Here is a 22,947-nt window from a genome sequence, read left to right as displayed (position 1 = left end):
CGGGAGGCGGTCAGCCGAGGATGCCGCGTTCGTAGGCCACCGCGACGGCCGCCGCGCGGTCCTTGGCGCCCAGCTTGGCGAAGACATGGGTGAGGTGGGTCTTCACGGTCGCCTCGCTGATGAACAGCTCGGCGGCGATCTCGCGGTTCGGCGTCCCCCGGGCGACGAGCCCGAGCACCTCGCGCTCGCGGGCGGACAGCTGTTCGTTGCCGGGCGCGGCCGGGGTGCGTACGCGGGAGATCAGCCGGGAGGCGACCGCCGGTGACAGGACCGTGCGGCCGTCGGCGGCGGCGCGTACGGCGGTGAACAGCTCGTCGCGGGGCGCGTCCTTGAGCAGGTAGCCGGTGGCGCCCGCCTCGATCGCGGGCAGCGTGTCGGAGTCGGTGTCGTACGTGGTGAGGACCAGGACCTTGGAGCGGGCGCCGCGCCGGGCCAGTTCGGTGATCGCCGCGACACCGCCGCCGCCGGGCATCCGCAGGTCCATGAGGACGACATCCGGGTCGAGCCGGACGGCCATGTCGACGCCCTCGACCCCGTCGGCCGCTTCGCCGAGCACCCGGAACTCGCCGGCCGACTCGAACATGCCGCGCAGTCCGTCCCGTACGACGGGGTGGTCGTCGACGACGATCAGTGTGATGACGCGCGCGGGTTCCCGGTCCATGGCGGTCCACCGTACTGTGCCGCGCTGCCGTGCGGTGTCTCAGTCGTGACGGACCATCGGGACCCGGGCGCAGACCGCGGTGCCGAGACCGGGGCCGGTCTCCACCTCGACGGTGCCCGCGATGCGTTCGGCCCGGGCCCGCATGCCGCCGAGGCCGAAGCCGCCCGCGCCCCGGTAGGGCGGCAGCCCGGCCGGGTCGAAGCCGCGGCCGTCGTCCCGTACGTCGAGCGAGATCTCGTCGCCCATGTAGGAGAGGGTGACGCCGGCCCGGGACGCGGCGGCGTGCCGGTCCGCGTTGGCGAGGGCCTCCTCGGCGATGCGCAGCAGGGTGGCGCCGACCTCGTCGTGCAGCGGTTCGGCGGTGCCGGTCACGGTGAACTCGGCGCGCACGCCTGTCCGTTGCGACCAGCTGGTGACCGTTTTCTCCAGGGCGCCGGGCAGGTCGTCGTGTTCCAGCGCGGTGGGCACGAGGTTGTGCACCGAGCGGCGCGCCTCGCCGAGGCTGTGCCGGGCGAGGGCGGCGGCGCGCACGAGGTGGTCCCGGGCGAGCGCGGGGTCCTTCTCCGCCGTGGAGGTGACGGCCTGGAGCTGGGCGATGATGCCGGTCAGGCCCTGGGCGATGGTGTCGTGGATCTCCGCGGCCAGCCGGCTCCGCTCGTCGGCGACGCCCGCCTCGCGGGCCTGCACCAGGAGTTGGGCGTGCAGTCCGGCGTTCTCCGCCAGGGCCTGTTCGAGACGGGCGTTGGCCGACTCCAGGGCGGTGATGGTGTCGGTCTGGGTACGGGTCTGCTCGGCCTCCCGGTTGCCGATCTGGGCGAAGATCATGGTGAGGGAGCCGTGGACGGCCAGCAGGATGGCGAAGACGACCCAGTTCATGAGGGTGGTGGGCGGCAGTCCGCTGCCCGACTGCGCTCCGGCCATGATGACCGCGGTGACCAGCAGCCCGGCCCGCATGCCGCCTCGGGGGAGCACCCGGCCGGCGTCGAAGTAGCCGAGCACGGTGTAGATCGAGAAGAACGGGTTGCACCAGGTGAGTCCGAGGGCCAGCAGTGTGCGGACGGCGAAGTAGGCCTGCGCCGCCCGCGATCCGGGCCGGACCGAGGTGCGGCTCCACCAGAGCTGGAGGCCGAGCGCCGCCGGCAGGAGCGCGGCCGCGGCGTACACGTCCGCGCGGGACATGATGAACCCGCTGGTCACCGCCGAGACCACGGCGCCCAGGGCGAGCAGTCCGTACGGTCCGTGCCGGAAGAACCGCTCCCACCACTCCTCGGCCGTCGTCACACCGGTCATGGATTCCCCCTCCCCCGTGTCCATGGGAGAAGTCTCCCCCGCCTCGCCCTGACGTCTACTCCCAGCGGAAGGTACGGATCGCGGCCGCCGCCGCGAGTACGGTCCACAGCGCCATCACCCCGAGGTACGCCCAGTTCGGCCAGGCGCCGGAGGAGGCCCGGTCCAGTGCCTGGGAGGCCGCGCCGAACGGGGTGGCCTGGACGATGCGGCGCAGTGTGCCGGGCATGGTCTGCACGGGCACCCAGACGCCCGCGGTGAACATCATCACGAAGTAGACGACGGAGCCGATCGCGGCCGAGATCCTGGTGGTGCGGGAGACCGAGCAGACCAGCGCGCCCAGGGCCAGCACACAGGCGACGGCGAGCAGCAGCGCCAGGAGGTAGCCGAACGGCTGCCCGGGGAGCCGCACTCCGAAGGCGATCCGGCCGACGGCCGTGACCAGGACGGTGGAGCCGAGCGCCGCCCCGCCGTGCAGTGCGATCTGCGCGCCGAGCAGGGCGGATGGCCGTACCGGGGTGGTCGACATGCGGCGCAGGATGCCGCGTTCGCGGTAGCCGGTCAGTACGGGCGGCATCGCCTGGAGACCGGCCATGATCATGGCGAGGAGCACCGCCACGGGTACGTACAGATCGATGACTCGGCGGCCGCCGAGTCCGTCGTCGGGGTGGCGGAAGGACGGGATCAGTCCGAGGACCGTCAGGAGCGCGGCCGGGAAGACGAGGATCCAGAACAGGCTGCCGGGTTCGCGGAGGAAGAGCCGTGCCTCGGACCTCAGGACCGCGAGCTTCGGTCCCGCGGATGCGGTGCGGGGCGCGGGGGCGGTGTTCGCTGTGGCCATCTCAGGCTGCCCGTTCTGTCAGGCCGCGCTCTTCCGCAGGGCCGGGGTGCTCGGTGAGGTCGAGGAAGGCGTCGTCGAGGGTGGCCTCGGCGACACGGAGCCGGTGCGCGGTGATGCGGAGCCTGGCCAGCACGGAGATGACGGCGTTGACGGTTTCGTCGGTGCCGTTGATGACGAGGCGCCCGTTCCTGTTCTCGCACGAGGCGACACCGGGCAGCCGGGCCAGTTCGGCGTCGGGCAGCGGTTCGGAGGGGGTGAAGGTGATGGCGGTGGAGCTGCCCGCACGCGCGATCAGCCCGGACGGGGTGTCGAGGGCGGCGACCCGGCCCCGGTCGATCACCGCGACCCGGTCGCAGAGGCGCTGGGCCTCCTCCATGAAGTGGGTGACCAGCACGACCGTGACGCCGCTGTCCCGTACCTCCTCGATCAGCTGCCAGGTGTCGCGCCGGGCCCGTGGGTCCAGCCCGGTGGTCAGCTCGTCGAGGACGACGACGCGGGGACTGCCGACGAGGGCGAGGGCGATGGACAGGCGTTGCTTCTGGCCACCGGAGAGCCGGGCGAACCGGGTGGTCAGCCTGGTGTGCAGGCCGAGCCGTTCGGCGAGCGGCCGCCAGTCGGCCGGGTTCGGGTAGAAGGCGCTGTACAGCTCCAGCGCCTCGCGCACCGTCATCTTCGGCTGCAGTTCGCTCTCCTGGAGCTGCGCGCCCAGCAGGAGCGTCACCCGGTCGTGGTCGGCGACGGGGTCGAGCCCGGCGACCCGGACCGTCCCCTCGTCGGGGATCCGCAGCCCCTCGACGCATTCGACGGTGGTGGTCTTGCCCGCACCGTTGGGGCCGAGGATCCCGAAGATCTCCCCCTCCTCGACGGAGAGGCTCACCCCGTCGACCACGGGGCGGCCGGCGTAGGTCTTGCGCACCCCGTTCACTTCGATGATTGCCATGCCTGTGAGCATCCGCGCCGAGGGCTTCCGGCGGCATCCGCCATCGCGCTCGGACCGGCATCGGCCGATCGGTTGATGCCGGGCTACGACCCTGCCCGCAGCGGGCACCGGGGAGGCGAAAACCACATGAACGATGTCAGTGGTGAAACGTAGGCTCGCCCCTGATGCCCGAAGAACATGCAGAGCCCAAGGACCGGTCCGCCGCGCGTTCCCTGCTGCGGCTGTGGCCGTATGTGAAGCCGGTACGCACCCGCCTGTTCGGCGCCGCCCTGATCGCGGTGGCCGCCTCCTGTCTGGGCCTGGTGATCCCGCTCGTACTGAAGTGGATCGTCGACGGTCCGGTCGCGGGGCGGGACCCGGACGGGGTCTGGCTCGGGGCGCTGTTCCTGCTGCTGCTCGGGATCGCCGAGGCGGTGCTGTTCGGGGTGCGCCGATGGATGGTGGCGCGTCCGCTGGCCGGGGTCGAGGCGGCGATGCGGGCCGACCTCTACCGGCACCTGCAACGGCTGCCGGTGGCCTTCCACGACCGCTGGCCCTCGGGCCAGTTGCTGTCGCGCGGGACCACGGACCTGATGCTGGTGCGGATGTTCCTCGCCTTCCCGCTGACGTTCCTGCTGGTCAACGCCACCACGATCCTGATCGGATTCGTGATCCTGCTGCTCCAGGAGTGGACGCTCGGCCTGGTGCTGCTCGCCCCCGTCGTGCCACTGGTGATCATCTGCTCGGTCTTCGAGACGAAGTACGCGGTGGTGGCGCGCACGGCCCAGGACCAGGTGGGCGATCTGACGACGGTGGTCGAGGAGAGCGTCCTCGGCATCCGCATCATCAAGGGCTTCGGCCGGCACCGCAGCCAGGCGCTCGCCTTCCGGGCGCTCTCCCAGCGGCTGCGGACCACGGAGCTCACCAAGGCGCGGCTGCTCGCGGGCATCTGGGCCCTCATCACGACCATTCCCGAACTCGCGATCGGCGCCGCGCTGGTGCTCGGCACGATCGAGGTCGCGGACGGCGGTCTGTCGGCGGGCACGCTGGTCGCCTTCCTCTCGACGGCGCTGGCGCTGCGGTGGCCGGTCGAGTCGATCGGCTTCCTGCTGGCGATGAGCCAGGAGTCGGCGACGGCGACCGAGCGGTTCTTCGAGGTGATGGACGTGGCCGAGGAGGCGGACACCTCGGTGTCCGGCGACGGCGCGGCCACCGGACTCCCCGAGGCGGGCGGCATGGTCTTCGAGGGCGTCGAGTTCCGCTATCCCGACGCGGAGGACGGTTCCGTGCCCGTCCTGGCCCGGATCGACCTGCGGATCAGGCCCGGCGAGACGATGGCCCTGGTCGGGGCCACCGGGTCCGGGAAGACCACGCTCACCGCCCTCGTGCCCCGGCTGCACGACGCCACGTCCGGGCGGATCACGCTGGACGGCGAGGACATCACCGCCATGCCGCGCGAACGGCTGCGGGAGCTGGTCTCGGTGGCGTTCGAGGAGCCGACGCTCTTCTCGGCGAGTGTCGGGGAGAACGTGCTGATGGGCTCGGACGGCGCGGGCGAGGAGGAGCTGCTACGGGCCCTGTCGGTCGCGCAGGCCGACTTCGTCCACGATCTGCCGCAGGGCGTGGACACCCAGGTCGGCGAGCAGGGCCTGAGCCTCTCGGGCGGCCAGCGCCAGCGCCTCGCCCTGGCCAGGGCCGTCGTGGGCCGGCCCCGCTTCCTGGTGCTCGACGACCCGCTCTCCGCGCTGGACGTGCACACGGAGACGCTGGTCGAGGCCGCGCTGCGGCGGGTGCTGGAGGAGACCACGGCGGTGGTGGTCGCGCACCGGCCGTCCACCGTGATGCTCGCGGACCGGGTGGCGCTGCTCTCGGAGGGCCGGATCGTCGCGGTCGGCACCCACCAGGAACTGCTGCGCGGCAACGCCGAGTACGCCTGGCTGATGTCGGGCGCGGGCGTCACCGACGGCGGTGAGCCCACCGGCGTGCCCCTTCCGGGCGCGTCGGCCGATGACCTTCCGGGCGTGCACGCCCCTGCCGAGGAGAGCAGCACCCGATGACCAGCACCACGACCGGACGCCCCACCGAGCCGGGCGACAGCGACGACGCGGGCGCGGGGACCACGCCCGCCCAGGCCCCTGAGGCAGCGGTCGGTGCGTCCGGCCGGCGGCCGGGTGACCCCTTCGACCGCGACGACCTGCCCACCCCGCGCGGCGCCACCCGCGCCCTGCTCGTCTCGCTGCTGCGGCCGATGCGGGGCCGGGTGGTGGTGGCCGCGCTGTTCCTGCTGGTCCAGCAGGCCGCGGTGCAGGCGGGTCCGTTGCTGGTGGCGTACGCCATCGACAGCGGGGTGCCCGCGTTCCGGGACGAGGACTACGGGCCGCTGATCGCCGTGGCGCTCGGCTACGCGCTCTGCTCGGCGGCCGCGGGCGCCATGCAGTACGCCTTCATCCTGGCCTCCGCCCAGGTCAACCAGAAGGTGCTGCTCGATCTGCGCGGCCGGATCTTCCGCCATGCGCAGGCGCTGAGCGTGGACTTCCACGAGCGGTACACCTCGGGGCGGCTGATCTCCCGGTCCACCACCGATGTGGAGTCGCTGCGGGAGCTGCTCAGCGAGGGGCTGCAGGAGCTGATCGGTGTCGTCCTCTCCTTCGTCTCCATCTCCGTGATGCTGCTCTGGCTGGACTTCGGCACCGGCGCCGTCGCGGTGCTCTCCTTCGTGCCGCTGTATCTGCTGGTGCGGCTCTACCAGCGCCGGGCCGCCGTGGTCTTCGCCGCGCGGTCGACGGCGATCGCCGCGGTCATCGTGAAGTTCGCGGAGACGATGAACGGCATCCGTCCCGTCCAGGCCTTCCGCCGCGAGCCCGTCAACGACGGGGTGTTCCGGAAGCTGAACCACGCGCACCGGCGGACGAACGGCGACGCGATGCTGGAGAACGCGCGCTACGTCGTCGGGTCCCGGCTGGTCGCCAACACCGCGGTGGCCGGAATCGTTCTCTGGGGTGCCTACCGGGTCGCGTCCGGGAGTCTCGCCCTCGGGGTGCTGGCCGCGGTGGTGCTGTATCTGCGCCGGCTGTACGACCCCATCGACCGGCTCTCCATGTTCCTCAACTCCTACCAGTCGGCGGCCGCTTCGCTGGAGAAGATCGCCGGGCTGCTGGCCCAGACGCCCACCGTCCCCGAGGCCGTGGAGCCGCGGGAGCTGCCGCCGCTGACGGGCGGGCACCCGGGCCGCGCGGTGGTGTTCGACGGGGTGAGCTTCGCCTACCGCACGGGCGGTGAGGTGCTGCCCCGCTTCGATCTGACCGTTCCCGCGGGTCAGACGGTGGCCGTGGTCGGTTCGACGGGAGCGGGCAAGTCGACGCTGGCCAAGCTGCTGGCCCGGTTCTACGACCCGACCGAGGGCCGGGTGCTGCTGGACGGCGCCGACCTGCGGGACCTGGCCACGCCCGAACTGCGGCGCGGGGTGGTGATGGTGACCCAGGAGGCCTTCCTGTTCTCCGGCACGGTCGCGGAGAACATCGCGATCGGCAGCCCGGACGCGACGCGCGAGGAGATCGAGCAGGCCGCCAAGGCGATCGGCGCCCATGACTTCATCGCCGGTCTGCCCGACGGGTACGACACGGACGTACGCAAGCGGGGCGGCCGGATCTCGGCAGGTCAGCGCCAGTTGGTCGCCTTCGCCCGCGCCCTGCTCGCCGACCCGGCGGTGCTGATCCTCGACGAGGCGACCAGCTCGCTGGACATCCCCGGTGAACGTGCGGTGCAGCGGGCGATGGACACCGTGCTGCACGGCCGCACCGCGGTGGTCATCGCCCACCGTCTGTCGACCGTGGAGATCGCGGACCGGGTGCTGGTGATGGAGCACGGCCGGATCGTGGAGGACGGCGCCCCGGCGGAGCTGATCGGCGGCACGGGCCGGTTCGCCGGCCTGCACCGTGCGTGGCGGGAGAGCCTGGCCTGAGGGGAACCGTGGCGGCGCCGCACCGGGGCGCCGCCACATGGCCGGGCGGGCTACCCGCCGAAGGTGCGATGGCGCGGATCGAGCCACAGTGCGGAGCCGTCTCGACAGGTGGGACCCCGCCACTTCTTCACATGCGTTTCGAACACGACACCTTCGGCTCCGACCTCAACGCACTCTTCACCTTCGGGCTTCCGGAGCCCTCGGCAACATCGCGGCAATGATCGGCGAAACGTCCGCTTAACGAACATGACCAATCCAGCAACGGACGAATTCCGGCCAACTTGTTGACGCGGTCCTGACAGAGAGCCATTGCTGCTGACACTGTTCACCCCGTTCTGCGCACTGCTTGCTCTGCCCGGACGGCTCACCCAGCCGCCGGTACCCCCCTCGCAGAAGGAGTCCGCGTGAGATCCACGCTCAGCCGTCGTACCACCGCGACCGGCGCTCTGATAGCCGCAGCAGCACTCCTCGCCGTAGGAGTCCAGACCGGAACAGCCACCGCCACACCGGGCGGTACCGCCGAGGCCACCCCCGTCGCCTCCGGCGCCAACCCGGGCGCGCTGCCCAGGCAGCTCTCCCCCTCGCAGCGCGCCGAGCTGATCCGTGAGGCCACCGCGAGCAGGGCGGCCACGGCGAAGCAGCTGGGGCTCGGCTCGCAGGAGAAGCTCGTCGTCCGGGACGTCATCCAGGACAACGACGGCACCACGCACACGCGTTACGAGCGCACCTTCGGCGGACTGCCCGTCCTCGGCGGCGACCTGGTCGTCCAGGAGTCCAAGGCCGGCGCGACCAAGAGCGTCACCAAGGCGTCCAGGACGACCTCGGCGCAGCTCAAGGCCGTCGACACGACCGCGGACATCGCCCCGGCGGCCGCCGAGAAGCAGGCGCTCGGCCTGGCCAAGGCGGACGGCTCGTCCAAGGCCGCGGCCGACAAGGCGCCCCGCAAGGTCGTCTGGATGGCCTCGGGCACACCGCAGCTCGCCTACGAGACCGTGGTCGGCGGCCTCCAGGAGGACGGCACCCCGAACGCGCTGCACGTCGTCACCGACGCCACCTCCGGCGCCAAGCTCTACGAGTGGCAGGCGATCGAGAACGGCGTCGGCAACACGGAGTACAGCGGTCAGGTCACCCTGAACACCTCGGGGTCGTACAACCTGACGGACACCACGCGCGGCAACCACAAGACGTACAACCTGAACCACGGCACGTCGGGGACCGGCACCCTCTTCTCCGGCACCGACGACGTCTGGGGCAACGGACTCGCCTCGAACGCCGAGACCGCCGCGGCGGACGCCCACTACGGTGCGGCCGAGACCTGGGACTACTACAAGAACGTCCACGGCCGGACCGGCATCAAGGGCAACGGCGTCGGCGCGTACTCCCGCGTCCACTACGGCAACAGCTACGTCAACGCCTTCTGGGACGACAGCTGCTTCTGCATGACGTACGGCGACGGCAGCGGCAACGCCTCGCCGCTCACCTCGCTGGACGTCGCGGCCCACGAGATGAGCCACGGTGTCACCTCCAACACCGCCGGCCTGATCTACAGCGGTGAGTCCGGCGGCCTCAACGAGGCCACCAGCGACATCTTCGCCACTGCCGTCGAGTTCTACGCGAACAACTCCACCGACGTCGGCGACTACCTCATCGGCGAGAAGATCGACATCAACGGCGACGGCACCCCGCTGCGCTACCAGGACAAGCCGAGCCGGGACGGGGCGTCCAAGGACGCCTGGTACTCGGGCATCGGCAACGTCGACGTCCACTACTCCTCGGGCCCGGCGAACCACTTCTTCTACCTCCTCTCGGAGGGCAGCGGCGCCAAGACCATCAACGGCGTCTCCTACAACTCGCCGACCTCCGACGGCCTGCCGGTGACCGGCATCGGCCGCGCCAAGGCGGAGCAGATCTGGTTCAAGGCGCTCTCCACGAAGTTCACCTCCACCACCAACTACGCGGCCGCCCGCACGGGCACCCTGGCCGTGGCCGGTGAGCTGTACGGCACGACCAGCGCCGAGTACAAGTCCGTCGCCGACGCGTGGGCCGGCATCAACGTCGGTACCCGTCCCGGTGGCGGCACCGACCCCGGCGGCACGGTGTTCGAGAACACCACCGTCGTCTCCATCCCGGACGCCGGCTCGGCCGTCACCAGCTCCGTCAACGTCACCGGCCGCACCGGCAACGCGCCCAGCACCCTCAAGGTCGGGGTGGACATCACCCACACCTACCGCGGTGACCTGGTGCTCGACCTCATCGCCCCGGACGGCAGCGCCTACCGCCTGAAGAACTCCTCGTCGAGCGACTCGGCGGACAACGTCAAGACGACGTACACCGTGAACGCCTCGTCGGAGGCCGCGAACGGCACCTGGAAGCTGAAGGTCCAGGACGTCTACGCGAGCGACACCGGGAAGATCAACAGCTTCAAGCTGACCTTCTGATCGGCTGATCCCCCTGATCCACTGATCCACTGATCGGCCACGGCCCCGCCCGGGAGGAGACCACTCCTCCCGGGCGGCTGTGTGCGGTCAGTTCGGGTTGTCCGCGTGGGTCAGCGTCTCCCAGGCGACGAACAGGTTGTTGGACCCGGCCGGCCGCTGCCGCTCGGTCAGGGTCTGGGTGTTGGTCATCGCGATGCCCATCCGGTTGTGCAGCGCGTTGTAGCCGACCTCGGTGACCGGCCCGAGGCTGTCCTTGAGCGATCCCCCGCACAGCGACGACGGCACGGCGGCCCCCAGCTGGTACTTGGCGTGCAGACCGAGCGCGTGGCGCAGCCGGTCGGCGATCTCCGGGTAGAGGTCCTGCCCCTGGATCCGGCTGGTCTCGGCGATGTGCGAGATCGCGGAGAGACCGTATCCGGTGTGGGTCAGGTCGCGGCAGGTCTCCTGAGAGAGACCGTCCATGAACGTGGACTGCCCCTGCCAGTAGTTGATGATCTTGTCGCGGGTGTCCAGCCCGCTGCCCGGTGCGGCCTTCGGCAGGGAGCCGTCCGCGGTCACGTAGATGTACGCGGGGACACGTCCGCGGAACTTGGTGACGGCCTTGTCGTACGAGGTGCGGTCCTCCAGGAAGACCGAGATGCCGATCGCGGCCTCGGTCATGCTGAGTTCCCAGTTGCCGTTGCTGTTGGAGCCGTTGATGACCTTCGGCAGGTAGACGTCGCGCAGCATGGTGGCGAAGCGGCCGGAGTTAGGCCAGCTGCTGTACGTGTACTTGATGATCTCGGCGGCCCGCGGCCAGGACGAGCCCGCCCAGCCGGTCTGGAGCGGGGCGTTGCTGTTGGTGTGGTCCCTGATCACGGCCGACCAGGCGTCCATGATCTCGACGGCCTTGGCGGCGTAGCGGCTGTCCTGGGTGATGTACCAGGCCAGCGAGAGGGTGTAGGCGGCTATCGCGTCCTCGCGCTCGTCGGTGCAGCCGTAGTTGGGGTTGGAGTACGAGCCGCACTCCACCACGGCGCGGGGTTTGGCCGTGCGGCCGAGCGAGGCGTACTTGCTCGCCATCATCTGGTCGAACGCGCCCTTCCAGGGCTGCGCCCCGGCCTGCACCTTGGCGCGTACGAAGTCGAGCTGGGGGCGGCTGACGAGTACGCCGGGGTGGGTGAAGGCCGCGGGGGCGGCGGCCCGGGCGGCCGGCGGGGCGGCGTCGGGGGCGGCCCGGACGGCCGATGCCGGGGCCATGGAGATGCCGGTGAGCAGGGCCGCGAGGGCGGTGGCGAGGCCGAGGCCGCGTCCGATGGTTCCGGTGCGCATGTGGGGGTGCCTTCCGGTGCGGAGGAGGTCCACAACGCGGCCCGAAACACGGCTAGTTCATGTCCGTGAACATTGGGTCGGGTTGTGAACTCTGCAATGAGTGTGGAACCTAAAGCCATCCCATGGACACGTCAAGGTCTTGTGTTCAGAAAGCGAAGGACCCGCACCCGGGCAGCCGAAGGGCCCGGCACCTCAGCGGTGCCGGGCCCTCGTGACACGGACCGTCAGCGCATCAGCAGTCCCGCGCCCTCGCCCGTGGCCTCCGTCGGCTGTGCGACCAGGCCGAGTTCGGCGCCGGTGGCCAGCAGCCGGTGGGCCGGGAGCACCCGCACGGTGTAGCCGTACGGACCGGTGCGGTCCAGCGCGAGCGGGCCGTCGTACAGCCAGCGGCCCTCCAGGTCCTGGCCGCCCGCCGGTTTCAGCGGGAAGACCTGGGCGTCCGAGATCGTGTCGGCGGAGTCGACGCGGCCGGCCACCGCCTGCACCTCCACGTCGTCCGGGTCCAGCACCCCGAGGGTGATCCGGACCCGCAGCGCCAGGGTGGCGCCCAGCTCGGCCGAACCGCCGGCCGCGGTGGGCGTCACCGCCTCCACATGGTCGACGGCCACCCGCGGCCAGGCCGCCCGCACCCTGGCCTTCCAGCCGGCCAGCTCCCGGGCCGCGTCACCGTCCAGGGCGCGCCTGGCCTGCGCCGCTGGGGCGTACAGCCGCTCCACGTACTCGCGGACCATCCGGTCGGCGAGCACCTTGGGCCCCAGTGTGCCCAGGGTGCGGCGGACCATCTCGATCCAGCGCCCGGGCAGCCCCTCCGCGCCGCTGTCGTAGAAGCGCGGCGCGACCCGGTCCTCGATCAGCTCGTAGAGGGCGTTCGCCTCCAGGTCGTCGCGCCGGTCCTCGTCCAGCGCGGAGCCGTCGGCCGTCGGGATGGCCCAGCCGAAGTCCGGCTCGAACCACTCGTCCCACCAGCCGTCCAGGACCGAGAGGTTGAGGCAGCCGTTGAGCGCCGCCTTCATCCCGCTCGTACCGCACGCCTCCAGCGGGCGCAGCGGGTTGTTCAGCCAGACATCGCAGCCCGGGTAGAGCTTCTGGGCCATCGCCATCCCGTAGTCGGGCAGGAAGACGATGCGGTGGCGGACCCGCGGATCGTCGGCGAACCGGACCAGCTCCTGGACCAGCCGTTTCCCGCTGTCGTCGGCCGGGTGGGCCTTGCCCGCCACGACGATCTGGATCGGGCGCTCGGGGTGCAGGAGCAGCCCCCGCAGCCGGTCCCGGTCGCGCAGCATCAGCGTCAGCCGCTTGTACGAGGGCACCCGGCGGGCGAAGCCGATCGTCAGCACGTCGGGGTCCAGCACCCCGTCGATCCAGCCCAGTTCGGCGGACTCGGCGCCCCGGGTGCGCCAGGAGGCGTGCAGCCGCTGCCGCACCTCGGTCACCAGCTGTTCGCGCAGGGTCCGGCGCAGGTCCCAGAGCTGCCGGTCGGGGATCTGCGCGGCGGCGTCCCACCGGCCGGGGGTGCCCCCGGACTCGGCGCGCAGCCGGTAGACCTCGGGCGCGACCCAGGTGGGTGCGTGGACGCCGTTGGTCACGGAGGTGATCGGCACCTCCGGCGGGTCGAAGCCCGGCCAGAGACCGGCGAACATCTCCCGGCTGACCGCGCCGTGCAGGGTGGAGACCCCGTTGGCGCGCTGGGCGAGCCGGAGTCCCATCACCGCCATGTTGAAGACGCCCGGGTCGCCGCCCGGGTACGTCTCGGTGCCCAGCCGCAGGATGCGGTCGGCCGCGACGCCGGGCAGTTCGCCGTCGTCGCCGAAGTGGCGGGCGACCAGGTCGCGGTCGAAGCGGTCGATGCCGGCCGGGACCGGGGTGTGGGTGGTGAAGACGGTGCCGGCCCGGACGGACTCCACCGCGGAGTCGAAGTCGAGACCGGTGCCGGAGAGCTCCCGGATGCGTTCGAGGCCGAGGAAGCCGGCGTGGCCCTCGTTGGTGTGGAAGACCTCGGGTTCCGGGTGGCCGGTGAGCCGGCAGTAGGTCCGCACCGCGCGGACCCCGCCGATGCCCAGCAGCATCTCCTGGAGCAGCCGGTGTTCGCTGCCGCCGCCGTACAGCCGGTCGGTGACCTCGCGTTCGCCCGGGGCGTTGTCCTCGACGTCGGAGTCGAGCATGAGCAGCGGCACCCGGCCCACCTGGGCCTGCCAGATCTGGGCGTGCAGGGAGCGGCCGCCGGGGAGGGCCAGGACGACCTGGCTGGGGGTCCCGTCGGCCTCGCGGACGAGGGTGAGCGGGAGTTCGTTCGGGTCGAGGACGGGATAGTGCTCCTGCTGCCAGCCGTCCCGCGAGAGGCTCTGGCGGAAGTAGCCGTGGCGGTAGAGCAGGCCGACGCCGACGAGGGGGACGCCCAGGTCGCTGGCGGCCTTCAGATGGTCTCCGGCGAGGATGCCGAGTCCGCCGGAGTACTGCGGCAGGGCCGCCGTGACGCCGAACTCGGGCGAGAAGTAGGCGATGGCGGCGGGGAGCCCGTCGCCGTGGGCGCGTTGTTCCTGGTACCACCTGGGGCCCTCCAGGTAGGCCCGGAGGTCGGCGGACACCTCGTTGAGCCGGCTCAGGAACGGCTCGTCCCTGGCCAGCTCGGCCAGCCGCCCGGCGGACACGGCGCCGAGCATGCGCACGGGGTCGCACTCCGCCGTCCGGCCGGCCACCGGGTCGACGGCCTGGAAGAGCTCACGGGTCTCGGTGTGCCAGGACCAGCGCAGATTGCGCGCGAGGTCGCTGAGCGGTTGTAGGGGGTCGGGGAGGACGGGACGCACGGTGAATCGACGAATGGCCTTCACGTATTCCACCTTTACAGGGGACGTACGAATCCGAGGGGACGCACCACGGTGTGCGCCGCTCCGTCACCCTCGACGGTAGCGGGGTGCGGCACCCGGCAACCACGGCGCGCGGGCGGTGCACGGTGTGCGACCCCTGACATCCCGTCCGCCCCGCCCGCCCCGTACGCCCGGATCACTGGCATCCCGTCAGCACCGTCCGCAGATCCAGACACATCCGTCACAGGCGTTATGGCCGATTCCCTCCCCTCATGCGGCCTTGTGGGCCTTCGCGCCACAGGGAAAGCTGCCCTGTGGCGCCCGTACCGACCGGCGTGCACCGGTTCCGCGCAATCCCGCGCACGCGCGGCGGAGCCCGGCGCATTCAGACCGTCACAGATACGCCCGAGTAGTTAACAAACCACCGGATTGGCCCACCGAGATCCGTGGGAAGGCTTCTCCGGTACCCGGAACGAATGCATTCGGACGACAGCCGAAGGCCGTCCCACTCCGGCCCTCGCACGGTTAACCCGCTGTCCATCGGCGATCCGCTCATGGTTCGTATGCAATCGGTACGGGTCATGTACGCATTCGGTCCACACCCGTGCACCACACCCGCGCCCCATCCATTCGAGTGCCATTCGAGTGAACGCGGACAGGAGCGGCCATGCCCACACCCCACCAGTCATCCACGGAGCAGCTAGAAAGGACGGAACCCCATCATCGCGGCGCGCGCGTTCAGCCCTCCGCGCCCGTCTCGCGCCCTGCCGAGTCCGAGCTCCAGTCCCCAGGTGATTCCATGATCGGTCGCATTCCCGTCCTCGACGTCCGTCCGCTCGTCGACTGCGGCAGAAGGCCCGCCAAGGCCGTCGCCGGTGAAACCTTCCAGGTTTCGGCGACCGTCTTCCGCGAGGGCCATGACGCGGTCGCGGCCAACGCCGTCCTGCGGGACCCGAGCGGGCGCCGGGGCCCCTGGACGCCGATGCGCGAACTCGCCCCGGGCACCGACCGCTGGGGCGCCGAGGTGACGCCGGACGCCGAGGGCCGCTGGACGTACACGGTCGAGGCCTGGAGCGATCCGGTGGCGACCTGGCGGCACGCGGCGCAGATCAAGATCCCGGCGGGGATCGACACCGCGCTGGTCCTGGCGGAGGGCGCCGAGCTCTTCGAGCGGGCCGCGGAGGGGGTGCCGAAGAAGGACGGGCGCGAGGCGGTGCTGGCCGCGGTCGACGCCCTGCGCGACACGTCCAGGCCCGCCGCCGCCCGGCTGGCCGCCGCGCTGACCCCGGAGGCGGACGACGCGCTGGCCCGCCACCCCCTGCGCGAACTGGTCACGGCCTCGCGCCCGCACCCGCTCCTCGTCGAGCGCCGGCGCGCGCTGTACGGCTCCTGGTACGAGCTGTTCCCCCGCTCCGAAGGGGCCAGGACCGAGCCGGCGAAGGCGCCGCGCAAGAGCCGTACGGGCAAGACCCCGGCCCCGAAGCCGCCCCGGATCATCAGCGGCACCTTCCGCACCGCGGCCGAACGGCTGCCCGCGGTCGCCGCCATGGGGTTCGACGTGGTCTATCTGCCGCCCATCCACCCCATCGGCACCACCCACCGCAAGGGCCCCAACAACTCCCTCTCCCCCGCCGCGCACGACGTGGGTGTGCCGTGGGCGATCGGCTCCGCCGACGGCGGCCACGACGCGGTCCACCCGGATCTCGGCACGCTCGACGACTTCGACCACTTCGTCGAGACGGCCCGCACCCTGCGCATGGAGATCGCGCTGGACTTCGCGCTCCAGTGCTCGCCCGACCATCCGTGGGTGGAGCAGCATCCGGAATGGTTCCACCACCGCGCCGACGGCACGATCGCGTACGCGGAGAATCCGCCCAAGAAATACCAGGACATCTATCCGATCGCCTTCGACAAGGACCTCCGGGGCCTCGTCACGGAGACCGTGCGCATCCTGCGCTTCTGGATGGACCACGGCGTGCGCATCTTCCGCGTCGACAATCCGCACACCAAGCCGGTGATCTTCTGGGAGAAGGTGATCGCCGACATCAACCGCACCGATCCCGATGTGATCTTCCTGGCCGAGGCATTCACCCGGCCCGCGATGATGCGGACCCTCGGCGCCATCGGATTCCAGCAGTCGTACACGTACTTCACCTGGCGCAACACCCGGCAGGAAATCACCGAGTACGTGACCGAGCTGTCCGGTGAATCGGCCTCCTTCATGAGGCCCAATTTCTTCGTGAACACCCCCGACATCCTTCCCGGGTATCTCCAGGAGGGCGGCAGGCCGGCCTTCGAGGCACGGGCGGTGCTCGCGGCGACCCTCTCCCCGTCCTGGGGGGTGTACGCGGGGTACGAGCTGTGCGAGAACACCCCGGTCCGCAGCGGCAGTGAGGAGTACCTCGACTCGGAGAAGTACGAGATCCGGCCCAGGGACTGGGAAGCCGCCGAGCGCGAGGGCCGGTCGCTGGCCCCGCTGCTCACCACACTCAACCGGATCAGGCGCCGCCACCCGGCGCTCCAGCAGCTGCGTGACGTGCACTTCCACTCGGCCGACAACGACGCCCTGCTCGTGTACAGCAAGCGCTCCGGTTCGAACATCGTTCTGACGGTCGTCAACCTCGACCCGCACCACACCCAGGAGGCGACCGTCTCGTTGGACATGCCGCACCTCGGCCTCGACCGGCACGAGAGCGTGCCGGTGCGCGACGAGCTCACCGGCACTTCCTATCACTGGGGCAGGACCTTCTATGTGCGTCTGGAGCCGGGCGTCACGCCCGCGCACATCGCCGTCCTGCGACCGTCCCCGCCGACCGGAGGGTCACCCACACCATGATCGTCAATGAGCCCGTCCACGACACGTTCGAGGACACCCCGGCCAAGGACCGCGATCCCGACTGGTTCAAGCGCGCAGTCTTCTACGAGGTCCTCGTCAGGTCCTTCCAGGACTCCAACGGCGACGGCATCGGAGATCTGAAGGGGATCACCGCCAAACTGGACTACCTCCAGTGGCTGGGCGTCGACTGCCTCTGGCTGCCGCCGTTCTTCAAGTCGCCTCTGCGCGACGGCGGTTACGACGTATCCGACTACACCGCCGTGCTGCCGGAGTTCGGCGACCTCGCCGACTTCGTCGAGTTCGTCGACGCCGCGCACCAGCGCGGCATGCGCGTGATCATCGACTTCGTCATGAATCACACCAGCGACCAGCACGACTGGTTCCAGCAGTCCCGTACCGACCCCGACGGTCCGTACGGCGACTACTACGTCTGGGCCGACGACGACAAGCAGTTCCAGGACGCCCGGATCATCTTCGTCGACACCGAGACGTCCAACTGGACCTTCGACCCGGTCCGCAAGCAGTACTACTGGCACCGGTTCTTCTCGCACCAGCCCGACCTCAACTACGAGAACCCGGCGGTGCAGGAGGAGATCATCTCCGCGCTGCGCTTCTGGCTGGACCTCGGCATCGACGGCTTCCGGGTCGACGCCGTGCCCTACCTCTACCAGCGCGAGGGCACCAACTGCGAGAACCTGCCGGAGACCCACGGCTTCCTCAAGCGGGTCCGCAAGGAGATCGACGCCAACTACCCGGACACCGTGCTGCTCGCCGAGGCCAACCAGTGGCCGGAGGACGTCGTCGACTACTTCGGCGACTACCAGGCCGGCGGCGACGAGTGCCACATGGCGTTCCACTTCCCCGTCATGCCGCGGATCTTCATGGCCGTACGGCGCGAGAGCCGCTACCCGGTCTCGGAAATCCTGGCCAAGACGCCGGCGATCCCCGCGGGCTGCCAGTGGGGCATCTTCCTGCGCAACCACGACGAGCTGACGCTCGAGATGGTCACGGACGAAGAGCGCGACTACATGTACGCGGAGTACGCCAAGGATCCGCGGATGCGGGCCAACATCGGCATCCGGCGGCGCCTCGCGCCGCTGCTGGACAACGACCGGAACCAGATCGAGCTGTTCACCGCCCTGCTGCTGTCCCTGCCCGGGTCCCCGATCCTCTACTACGGGGACGAGATCGGGATGGGCGACAACATCTGGCTGGGCGACCGGGACGCCGTGCGCACCCCGATGCAGTGGACGCCCGACCGCAACGCCGGTTTCTCCTCCAGCGATCCGGGGCGGCTCTTCCTCCCCACGATCATGGATCCGGTCTACGGCTACCAGGTCACCAACGTCGAGGCGTCGATGGCCTCGCCGTCCTCGCTGCTGCACTGGACGCGGCGGATGATCGAGATCCGCAAGCAGAACCCGGCGTTCGGCCTCGGCTCCTACAGCGAACTGCCGTCGTCCAACCCGGCCGTGCTCGCCTTCACCCGTGAGCACGGGGACGACCTCGTGCTGTGCGTGCACAACTTCTCGCGGTTCGCGCAGCCGACGGAACTCGACCTGAGGTCCTTCAGCGGCCGTCATCCGGTGGAGCTGATCGGCGGGGTGCGGTTCCCCGCCATCGGTCAGTGGCCCTACCTGCTGACTCTCGCCGGACACGGCTTCTACTGGTTCCGGCTGCGCAAGGACGCGCCGCCGAGCTGAGCCGGGTCCGGTTCCCGGCACCCCGTGCGGCACGGTTTCCGCCGCGCCGCACGGGGCACTCTTCCCCCCATACCGAACGCTTCAGGACCCTTCCAGGATCCTCCTGGCGTTTCGATCACACCGAGTCGAGTCCGTACGGACCATCCTGACCCGACACGTCCCGCACAGCCGGACAGCCAATGCCGCAATCCGGGACACTCTTCGCATCCTGTGGTGTGCCCGGGGAAAGGACGCGATGCCATGTCGGAGGCTGCATCCGCTCAGGTCACCCTGGCGAACAGCACAGCCCTGCTCCCGTCTCTCGGACCGCTGCTGCACGAATGGCTGCCCCGGCAGCGGTGGTTCGCCGGCAAGGGGCGGCCCATCACCGCCTTCTCGCTCGTCTCGGCGACCGAGATACTGCCGGTGGACCCCGTCGGTACGGCCGACGCCGGCCCGGGACTCCTCCATCTGCTGGTGCGCGCCCATCAGCCCACGATGCCCGCCCAGCCGCCCGCCGACTGCTACCAACTGCTGCTCGGCGTCCGGTCCGCGCTGCCGCCGCGGCTGGCGCCCGCCCTCATCGGCCACGTGCCGGACGGTCCGCTGGCCGGCCGTACCGTCTACGACGGTCTGCACGACCCGCGCCTGGCCGCGCTGCTGCTGGAGCGGCTGCGCACACCCGGCCGGCTCGGCGCGCTCCGCTTCGACCGGGGCGCGGACGCGGTCCCGGACGGCCTGACCCCCCGGGTGCTGGACACCGAGCAGTCCAACTCCTCGCTCGTGTACGGCAACGCGTACATCCTCAAGATCTTCCGCCGGGTGTTCCCGGGCACCAACCCCGATCTGGAGCTGCCGCTCGCGCTCTCCCGCGAGGGCTGCGGACGCGTACCCGCGCCGGTCGCGTGGTTCGAGGCCACCGCACCGGAACGCCTCACGCTCGGTGTGCTCCAGCCCTTCCTGCGCGGCGCGCAGGACGGCTGGCAGCTCGCTCTGCGCGCGCTCGCGACGGGCCAGGACTTCGCCGGTGAGGCCCATGCCCTGGGCCGGGCCACCGCCGAGGTGCACACCGCTCTCGCCGCCGCCCTGCCCGCACCGGCCCTGCGCCGCGCCGAGACCGAAGAGCTGGCCGCCGCGATGGTGCAGCGGCTGGAGGCGGCGGCCCACGCGGTCCCGGCCCTGGTGCCGTACGTCCCCGGGCTGCGCACCGCCTTCGACGCCGTGAGCGCGCTGGGCCACCGGGGAGACAGCAGGCCCGCCCAGCGGGTGCACGGCGACCTCCACCTCGGCCAGACGCTGCGCGGGACCGACGGTTTCTGGTCACTGATCGACTTCGAGGGCGAGCCGGCCCGTCCGCTCGCCGAGCGCCGCAGCCCGCAGCCACCGGTGCGCGACGTCGCCGGCATGCTCCGCTCCTTCGACTACGCGGCCCGCTCGCACCGGCCCTGGAACGCCGAGTGGGCGGCGCGCTGCCGGGCCGCCTACTGCGACGGCTACGCGCATGCCGCGGGCACCGACCCCCGCAGCGAACCGGAGCTGCTGCGCGCCCACGAGACCGACAAGGCGGTCTACGAGGTGCTGTACGAGGCACGGCACCGCCCCGACTGGCTCCCCGTCCCGATGGCCGCGATCCACCGTCTGGCGGCCGACGCCGACTGACGCGGGCAGGCCCTCCCGGACCCGCTTCCGCCCCGCCCCGCCCACCGTGCTCCACCCACACCCTCCGAGGAGGCTGTCCCTGTGACCGCCCGCAAGCCGTCCCGCAACGCGCCCGATCCCGCTCCGCCCACCACCGAAGCACCCCTCTCCGCGGCCCCCGCCGAGCACACCGACGCCGCCGGACCGGCCACCGGGACCCTCGCACCGGTGGCGGCGGAGGCACCGCCCGCCGAGTCCGTCGCCGCACCCGAGCCCGCTGCCGCTGCCGCTCCTGCTGCCGCTCCCGCCAAGCGGGCCAAGCGGGCGGCGGCGCCGCCGCGTCCCCGCCGTGCCGGGGGCGGGCAGGGCGTCCGTCCGGCCCGCGCGCTCGACGACGGGGACCGGCACCGGCTCCTGGCAGGCGAGCACCACGCACCGCACGATCTGCTCGGCGCGCACCAGGCCCGCGGCGGGGTCACCTTCCGGACGCTGCGCCCGTACGCCCGCTCGGTCACCGTGCTCGCCAAGGGGCTGCGGGCGCAGTTGCACGACGACGGCGACGGCTTCTTCTCCGGGCTCCTGCCGATGCCCGCGGTCCCCGAGTACCAGCTGCTGGTGGCGTACGAGGACAACGAGATCGAGATCCAGGACCCGTACCGCTTCCTGCCCGCGCTCGGCGATCTCGATCTGCATCTGATCGGCGAGGGCCGGCACGAGGAGCTGTGGACCGCGCTGGGTGCCCAGCCGATGGTGCACCAGGGCGTCACCGGCACCCGGTTCACGCTCTGGGCGCCCAACGCCCGCGGGGTCAGGATCGCCGGGGACTTCAACTACTGGGACGGCACGGGCTTCCCGATGCGTTCGCTCGGCTCCACCGGGGTGTGGGAGCTGTTCCTGCCCGCGGTCGGCGAGGGCGCGCTGTACAAGTTCGACGTCTGCCGCCCGGACGGCTCGCACACGCTGCGGGCCGACCCGATGGCCCGCCATGCCGAGGTCCCGCCGTCCAACGCCTCGGTCGTGGCGGCCGCGCACCACGTCTGGCAGGACCAGGAGTGGATGGCCCACCGCGGCGACGTCCCCGTGCACGAGGCGCCGCTCTCGGTCTACGAGCTGCACCTGGCGTCCTGGCGCCCCGGCCTCACCTACCGGCAGCTCGCCGAGCAACTCCCCGCGTACGTACGTGATCTGGGGTTCACGCACGTCGAACTGATGCCGGTCTCGGAGCATCCCTTCGGCGGCTCCTGGGGCTACCAGGTCACCGGCTTCTACGCCCCGACGTCCCGGATGGGATCGCCGGACGACTTCCGCTTCCTCGTCGACGCGCTGCACCGGGCCGGGATCGGCGTCATCGTGGACTGGGTGCCCGCGCACTTCCCGCGCGACGAGTGGGCACTCGCCGAGTTCGACGGCCGGCCGCTGTACGAGCACTCGGACCCGCAGCGGGCCGCGCACCCGGACTGGGGCACCCTCGAATTCGACTTCGGCCGGACCGAGGTGCGCAACTTCCTGGTCGCCAACGCCACGTACTGGTGCGAGGAGTTCCACATCGACGGGCTGCGGGTCGACGCGGTCGCCTCGATGCTCTACCTGGACTACTCGCGCGAGGACGGGGAGTGGTCCCCGAACGAGCACGGAGGCCGGGAGAACCTGGACGCCGTGGCGTTCCTCCAGGAAATGAACGCCACGGTCTACCGGCGCAATCCGGGTGTCGTGACGATCGCGGAGGAGTCCACCGCCTGGGACGGCGTCACCCGTGCCACCCACCATGTGGGCCCCGGCGGATTCGGCGGTCTGGGCTTCGGGCTGAAGTGGAACATGGGCTGGATGCACGACTCGCTGGAGTACGTGTCGAAGGAGCCGGTGCACCGCAAGTACCACCACAACGAGATGACCTTCTCGATGGTGTACGCGTACAGCGAGAACTACGTGCTGCCGATCTCGCACGACGAGGTGGTGCACGGCAAGCGTTCGCTGGTCAGCAAGATGCCCGGCGACTGGTGGCAGCAGCGCGCCAACCACCGCGCCTACCTGGGCTTCATGTGGGCCCACCCGGGCAAGCAACTCCTCTTCATGGGGCAGGAGTTCGCCCAGGGCGCGGAGTGGTCGGAGGGGCACGGCCCGGACTGGTGGCTGCTGGATCCGTCGTACGCGGCGGAGAGCGACCACCGGGGCGTGCGGACCCTGGTGAGCGATCTGAACACGGTGTACGGGGCGACGCCCGCGCTCTGGCAGCGGGACACCGTGCCGGAGGGCTTCGGCTGGATCGACGGCGGCGCCGCGGAGGACAACGTCTTCGCGTTCGTGCGCTACGACGCGGACGGGTCACCGCTGATCGCCGTCTCCCACTTCTCCCCGGTGGTCCGGCACGACTACCGCATCGGGGTGCCGGACGGGCCGGAGGCCTGGGTGGAGGTCCTGAACACGGACGCGATGCGCTACGGGGGCAGCGGCGTCGGCAACGAGGAGCCGCTGAAGCCCGAGGCGGTGGGGGCGCACGGCAGGGACACCAGCGTCACGCTGACGCTGCCGCCGCTGGCGACGGTGTGGTTCAGGCCTGCCTGAGCGCACG

At 71.2% G+C, this 22,947-nt stretch carries 13 protein-coding genes; 7 read left to right on the top strand and 6 right to left on the bottom strand.

The annotated features are described in order from the left end of the window. Positions 1 to 10: 10 nt before the first annotated feature. From OG408_RS27810 to OG408_RS27795, 4 genes are read right to left on the bottom strand one after another with little or no spacing between them, the layout of a single operon-like run. On the bottom strand, positions 11 to 661 hold the full coding sequence (locus OG408_RS27810; RefSeq protein WP_266783053.1) for a response regulator: 651 nt from the start codon (positions 659 to 661) through the stop codon (positions 11 to 13). Positions 662 to 700: 39 nt separating this feature from the next. After that, positions 701 to 1,951 carry a sensor histidine kinase gene (locus OG408_RS27805; RefSeq protein WP_326672579.1) on the bottom strand — a complete coding sequence of 417 codons (1,251 nt, stop codon included), beginning with the start codon at positions 1,949 to 1,951 and terminating at the stop codon, positions 701 to 703. Positions 1,952 to 2,006: 55 nt separating this feature from the next. Further along, complete coding sequence (locus OG408_RS27800) at positions 2,007 to 2,789, bottom strand: ABC transporter permease (RefSeq protein WP_285567021.1); 783 nt, start codon at positions 2,787 to 2,789, stop codon at positions 2,007 to 2,009. Between the two features lies 1 nt (position 2,790). Then, a complete protein-coding gene (locus OG408_RS27795) occupies positions 2,791 to 3,729 on the bottom strand; it encodes an ABC transporter ATP-binding protein (protein ID WP_266783047.1) in 939 nt (312 codons plus the stop codon). Positions 3,730 to 3,893: 164 nt separating this feature from the next. Between OG408_RS27795 and OG408_RS27790 the strand changes: the two genes are divergently transcribed. From OG408_RS27790 to OG408_RS27780, 3 genes are all read left to right on the top strand, one after another. Then, a complete protein-coding gene (locus tag OG408_RS27790; RefSeq protein ID WP_326672576.1) occupies positions 3,894 to 5,765 on the top strand; it encodes an ABC transporter ATP-binding protein in 1,872 nt (623 codons plus the stop codon). Then, positions 5,762 to 7,669 (top strand): ABC transporter ATP-binding protein, encoded by a 1,908-nt coding sequence (locus OG408_RS27785; protein WP_326672575.1) that lies wholly within the window; start codon positions 5,762 to 5,764, stop codon positions 7,667 to 7,669. The genes OG408_RS27790 and OG408_RS27785 overlap by 4 nt, the downstream gene beginning before the upstream one ends. A gap of 404 nt (positions 7,670 to 8,073) precedes the next feature. Continuing rightward, a complete protein-coding gene (locus OG408_RS27780) occupies positions 8,074 to 10,107 on the top strand; it encodes a M4 family metallopeptidase (RefSeq protein ID WP_326672574.1) in 2,034 nt (677 codons plus the stop codon). A gap of 87 nt (positions 10,108 to 10,194) precedes the next feature. Here the strand turns inward: OG408_RS27780 and OG408_RS27775 are convergent, their stop codons facing one another. Together OG408_RS27775 and glgP are read right to left on the bottom strand one after the other, a co-directional pair. Beyond that, on the bottom strand, positions 10,195 to 11,418 hold the full coding sequence (locus OG408_RS27775) for an alginate lyase family protein (RefSeq protein WP_285567011.1): 1,224 nt from the start codon (positions 11,416 to 11,418) through the stop codon (positions 10,195 to 10,197). Positions 11,419 to 11,642: 224 nt separating this feature from the next. Beyond that, on the bottom strand, positions 11,643 to 14,246 hold the full coding sequence (glgP, locus tag OG408_RS27770; RefSeq protein ID WP_266783037.1) for an alpha-glucan family phosphorylase: 2,604 nt from the start codon (positions 14,244 to 14,246) through the stop codon (positions 11,643 to 11,645). A gap of 775 nt (positions 14,247 to 15,021) precedes the next feature. Here glgP and OG408_RS27765 point away from each other — a divergent pair. The 4 genes from OG408_RS27765 (at position 15,022) to glgB (ending at position 22,940) form a co-directional block, all read left to right on the top strand. Further along, on the top strand, positions 15,022 to 17,058 hold the full coding sequence (locus OG408_RS27765; RefSeq protein WP_326672571.1) for an alpha-1,4-glucan--maltose-1-phosphate maltosyltransferase: 2,037 nt from the start codon (positions 15,022 to 15,024) through the stop codon (positions 17,056 to 17,058). Further along, complete coding sequence (gene treS / locus OG408_RS27760; protein ID WP_266783033.1) at positions 17,055 to 18,761, top strand: maltose alpha-D-glucosyltransferase; 1,707 nt, start codon at positions 17,055 to 17,057, stop codon at positions 18,759 to 18,761. The genes OG408_RS27765 and treS overlap by 4 nt, the downstream gene beginning before the upstream one ends. A 240-nt stretch (positions 18,762 to 19,001) precedes the next feature. Further along, positions 19,002 to 20,399 carry a maltokinase N-terminal cap-like domain-containing protein gene (locus OG408_RS27755; RefSeq protein ID WP_326672569.1) on the top strand — a complete coding sequence of 466 codons (1,398 nt, stop codon included), beginning with the start codon at positions 19,002 to 19,004 and terminating at the stop codon, positions 20,397 to 20,399. Positions 20,400 to 20,480: 81 nt separating this feature from the next. Further along, complete coding sequence (gene glgB / locus OG408_RS27750; RefSeq protein WP_326672567.1) at positions 20,481 to 22,940, top strand: 1,4-alpha-glucan branching enzyme; 2,460 nt, start codon at positions 20,481 to 20,483, stop codon at positions 22,938 to 22,940. Positions 22,941 to 22,947 lie beyond the last annotated feature (7 nt).

This window comes from Streptomyces sp. NBC_01257, from assembly GCF_035917255.1.
GTDB lineage: Bacteria > Actinomycetota > Actinomycetes > Streptomycetales > Streptomycetaceae > Streptomyces.
The sequence above is the reverse complement of the archived record's forward strand: the minus strand, read 5'-3'. Positions and strand labels throughout refer to the sequence as shown.

What these genes read in the sequence shown, in the direction of transcription:
- OG408_RS27810 (WP_266783053.1), bottom strand. Translation starts at nt 661, where the DNA reads ATGGACCGGGAACCCGCGCGCGTCATCACACTGATCGTCGTCGACGAC.
- OG408_RS27805 (WP_326672579.1), bottom strand. Translation starts at nt 1,951, where the DNA reads ATGACCGGTGTGACGACGGCCGAGGAGTGGTGGGAGCGGTTCTTCCGG.
- OG408_RS27800 (WP_285567021.1), bottom strand. Translation starts at nt 2,789, where the DNA reads ATGGCCACAGCGAACACCGCCCCCGCGCCCCGCACCGCATCCGCGGGA.
- OG408_RS27795 (WP_266783047.1), bottom strand. Translation starts at nt 3,729, where the DNA reads ATGGCAATCATCGAAGTGAACGGGGTGCGCAAGACCTACGCCGGCCGC.
- OG408_RS27790 (WP_326672576.1), top strand. Translation starts at nt 3,894, where the DNA reads ATGCCCGAAGAACATGCAGAGCCCAAGGACCGGTCCGCCGCGCGTTCC.
- OG408_RS27785 (WP_326672575.1), top strand. Translation starts at nt 5,762, where the DNA reads ATGACCAGCACCACGACCGGACGCCCCACCGAGCCGGGCGACAGCGAC.
- OG408_RS27775 (WP_285567011.1), bottom strand. Translation starts at nt 11,418, where the DNA reads ATGCGCACCGGAACCATCGGACGCGGCCTCGGCCTCGCCACCGCCCTC.
- OG408_RS27765 (WP_326672571.1), top strand. Translation starts at nt 15,022, where the DNA reads ATGATCGGTCGCATTCCCGTCCTCGACGTCCGTCCGCTCGTCGACTGC.
- treS (WP_266783033.1), top strand. Translation starts at nt 17,055, where the DNA reads ATGATCGTCAATGAGCCCGTCCACGACACGTTCGAGGACACCCCGGCC.
- OG408_RS27755 (WP_326672569.1), top strand. Translation starts at nt 19,002, where the DNA reads ATGTCGGAGGCTGCATCCGCTCAGGTCACCCTGGCGAACAGCACAGCC.